Source organism: Arthrobacter sp. (assembly GCF_031179985.1).
GTDB lineage: Bacteria > Actinomycetota > Actinomycetes > Actinomycetales > Micrococcaceae > Arthrobacter.
In genome coordinates, this window is the sequence record NZ_JAPSHJ010000082.1 from 4,401 (window position 1) to 7,756 (window position 3,356).

4 protein-coding genes and 1 pseudogene are annotated in these 3,356 nt (G+C 63.3%); 2 read left to right on the forward strand and 3 right to left on the reverse strand.

Going from position 1 to position 3,356, the window contains the following annotated elements:
- Window positions 1-650 (forward strand): annotated as a pseudogene (locus RIN13_RS20545) (cation transporter); the annotation flags it as partial.
- 4 nt (window positions 651-654) lie between these two features.
- Here RIN13_RS20545 and RIN13_RS19615 read toward each other — a convergent pair.
- Window positions 655-1,398, reverse strand: coding sequence for a GAF and ANTAR domain-containing protein (locus RIN13_RS19615; protein ID WP_309108992.1), 744 nt, complete (start codon window positions 1,396-1,398; stop codon window positions 655-657).
- A gap of 359 nt (window positions 1,399-1,757) precedes the next feature.
- Between RIN13_RS19615 and RIN13_RS19620 the strand changes: the two genes are divergently transcribed.
- The gene (locus tag RIN13_RS19620; protein ID WP_309108993.1) at window positions 1,758-2,630 is read left to right on the forward strand and encodes an NAD(P)-dependent oxidoreductase; all 873 of its coding nucleotides are present in this window, start codon (window positions 1,758-1,760) and stop codon (window positions 2,628-2,630) included.
- Between the two features lie 64 nt (window positions 2,631-2,694).
- Here the strand turns inward: RIN13_RS19620 and RIN13_RS19625 are convergent, their stop codons facing one another.
- Window positions 2,695-2,892, reverse strand: coding sequence for a hypothetical protein (locus RIN13_RS19625; RefSeq protein ID WP_309108994.1), 198 nt, complete (start codon window positions 2,890-2,892; stop codon window positions 2,695-2,697).
- Window positions 2,893-3,007: 115 nt separating this feature from the next.
- On the reverse strand, window positions 3,008-3,262 hold the full coding sequence (locus RIN13_RS19630) for a hypothetical protein (RefSeq protein ID WP_309108995.1): 255 nt from the start codon (window positions 3,260-3,262) through the stop codon (window positions 3,008-3,010).
- Window positions 3,263-3,356: the final 94 nt, after the last annotated feature.

The following is a 3,356-nucleotide window of genomic DNA, read 5'->3' on the forward strand; positions in this document are numbered from 1 at the left end:
GTTCCTGCCGCCCATCGCGTTCCTCCTGGCTGTCCGGCTGATCCGACGCCCTCCCACAGAGAAGCATCCCTACGGCTATCACCGCTGGTGCTCACGGCCGCGCCTCCTGTGTATCTGGGGCGGGTGAAGATCAAACTTGCAGAGAAGCTCCACGACAAAGTGCTGTACGCGGACGCTGACATGAACAAGGCCGACTGGATGACAGCGAGCGCCGCGGCCGTCGGCGTACTCGGAATCGGCGTCGGACTCTGGTGGGCCGACTGCGCCGCAGCCCTCCTGATATCCATAAGTATCCTGCGGGACGGGATCAAGAACCTCCGCGGGGCGGTTGGAGCGCTGATCGACACGCGGGCACACACTGTGGATGACTCCGCCCCCGATCCGCTCAACCGGCGGATTGACACTTACCTGAAGGGCCTTCCCTGGTGCGTGAGGCGGCTTCACGCGTCCGCGATGAGGGGCACGTCTTCCACATCGAGTCCTTCGTGGTGCCGGCCGACGGCACCCATCCATCACTGGAGGCTCTCGAGGAAGCGCGGAAAGAATGCGCAGCGCTGGACTGGAAGGTGCAGGACCTTGTGATCGTCCCGGTTGCGGAACTGCCCGGGGAGTTCCTCCCGGGGCTCCGGCCCGCCGGGGCAGAATACTGAAGTGCTACCCCTCGTAGTGGGTCTTCGCCGGACCCTGCCCCAGTGACTCCACGATCGTCGTCGCCACCGCGCGCAGTTTGATGTTACGCGTGCTGGACGCTGCCTTGAGCAAGGCGAAGGCCTCCTCCTGGCTGCACCTGTTCTGCGCCATGATGACGCCGACGGCGACGTCGATCACCGTCCTCGTTTCCAGGGTGGCCTTGAGGTTCGCGGCTGCATCACTGTAGTGCGCAAACCGGACTGCAAGGCGCAGGGCCATGGATGTCTGTGAGACGAAGTCCTCCGCCAAGGCCAGTACCCGTCCCTCGAACCGGCCCGGACGGTGGGAGTAAAGGTTCAGGGCGGCGCGGGTCTCGCCTTCAAGCTGGAAGGGAATCGCCAGGATGGAGCGCACTCCCTGGCTCCGCACCGTGCGCGAGTACTGCGGCCACCGCTCGTAATTTTCTACGTCGGTGATGTGGACGGTCACCTGTTCGCGTGAAGCCGTCATGCAGGGGCCGTCGCCGAAATCATACTGGATCTCGTCCATCGCCTGGGCGTCGGGCGAGCTGCTGGCCACGGTCGCGGCCTTGCGGTGGCGCAGCAGCGTGATGCCGCACAGAACCTCGTCGCCAGGTTCGGAAAGGCTGCGGGCGGAAACCCGTGCGAGCTCGTGAAGGAACTCCTCCACATCGGAGCTGGCGAGCACCATTTCATTGAGATGCTCTGTAATTGACGTTTCAGGTTTTGCAGTCGACTCGCTGGCCACGATTCCCAGTACCGTTTTCGCTCAGGTCAAGACGAGCCGGCGGGCGCAGCGCATTCCACAGAAGGGGGAGCGGTAAGCGGCAGCTGAAGCCGGATCGAACAACTATCCAACGGCCTTCTGCTAAACCGTACCGAGAAATTATATACACCAGTTGGAAAGGCGTTATGACAGTGAGTCCGCAACATAAACACAGGTCAGCCCGATCGGTTCTTCCGTTACGGGAGCGACAGGGGTTGCCAAAAGAGCTGCGGGAGGGCGCCGCCACACCTAGGCTGGGTGGATGACAGCCGGCTGCACCCCGGGGATTCAGAAAGGGCTTCGACGAGGGCCCGCCAGCGGAACAACCAGAGGAGACCGTCGTGAGAATTGCTGTAACAGGCGGAAGCGGAAAACTTGGGCGCAGTGTTGTCCGAAGGCTCAATGAAGACGGGCATTCCGTCCTGAACCTCGACCGGACAGGAGAACGAAGCCCCGCCCTGGCGCTCGTGGACCTGAGGAACTACGGCCAGGTCCTTGACGTCATTCTGGGACTGGAGGACCGGCACCAGGGATTCGACGCGATCGTCCACTTGGCTGCCATCCCGGCACCGGGACTTGTGCCGGATGCCGCCACCTTCGAAAACAACATGCTGTCCACGTACAACGTCTTCCAGGCGGCCCGCAGGGCCGGCATCAAAAAGGTGGTGTATGCCTCCAGTGAGACGGTGCTGGGACTGCCGTTCGACGTCGACCCTCCCTATATTCCGGTCGACGAGGAGTACCCGGCCCGGCCGGAGAGCACGTACTCGCTGGTGAAGCACCTGGAGGAGCAAATGGCGATCGAAATGACGCGCTGGGACCCGGAACTCAGCATCACAGGCCTCCGCTTCTCCAATGTCATGGATCCCGAGGACTACGAGAATTTTCCCTCGTTTGATGCTGATCCGAGGCTGCGCAAGTGGAACCTGTGGGGCTACATCGACGGACGCGACGGTGCCCAGGCAGTGGCCCGCGCGCTGGAGCACGGCAAGCCCGGGTTCGAGGCGTTCATCATCGCCAATGAGGACACGGTGATGACCCGCTCCAGCGTGAGCCTTGCCGCCGAGGTGTTCCCCAACGTGAAAGTGACCAGGGAACTGGGGGAGCACGAGACCATGCTGTCCATCGACAAGGCCAAGCGGCTCCTCGGTTTCGCGCCCGAGCACAGCTGGCGGACCTATCACTCCAACCGCACCACGCCCACGGAGGACTGAACGCAGGGCAGTGGGCAGCGTGCCTGCTGCCGGATGCTAGTGCGGAGTGCCTGCTGCCGGCTGGCTACTGCGAAGGTTGCGGCACCTGGCAGTCGATCTTGGGGTTGGCGCCCATGTAGTTCAGGGGGCCTGCGACGACGGTAACGGCCACTGTGCCCGCTTCCGCGCAGGAATCCGGAGAACCGCCAAAATATCCCCGCTGAAAAGCGGCGAAGCCGCCGATGATAAGCCAGATGATCACTAGCGTTCCGACGATCCTCATGGAATCCTCCGTAGCCCCGTTGCCACTCCAGTGTGTGTCCAATTATCCACCGCAGGCGGACTCCAGCACAGAGCGGCTGGCCGCCGCGGGGACGGGCCGGCCGCTCAGCGCCCCATTAGCTCGGTTCACTCGTTTCGACCGGGGTTTCCTCCACATCCGGAGTGTCCTCGGCTGTCGCTACGGACGTTTCCCCGGAAGACTCCCCGGACGGCGAACTGGCGCTGCCGTCCGTTCCTTCTTCCGGTTCAAAGGTATTGGGCTCCCCAGCGCCCAGCCCGGCCCCGTTCTCCGAGTTGGGTATGCCGCCGGATTCTTGCCGCGCTGCGTTGGGTCGACCATCCTCGCCGGTGCCGGTGTCTTCAGTGCTCATCTCGTCTCCTGAATCCTCGTAGGGCTGGGAAAACCCACGCTAACAGCGCCCGCTCTGCTTTGTAAGGGACAGGCGCGCCGTTTTTCCGCAGCGC

Excerpts from the sequence above, each read along its gene's own strand:
- RIN13_RS19625 (WP_309108994.1), bottom strand. The coding sequence starts at position 2,892 with ATGAGGATCGTCGGAACGCTAGTGATCATCTGGCTTATCATCGGCGGC.
- RIN13_RS19630 (WP_309108995.1), bottom strand. The coding sequence starts at position 3,262 with ATGAGCACTGAAGACACCGGCACCGGCGAGGATGGTCGACCCAACGCA.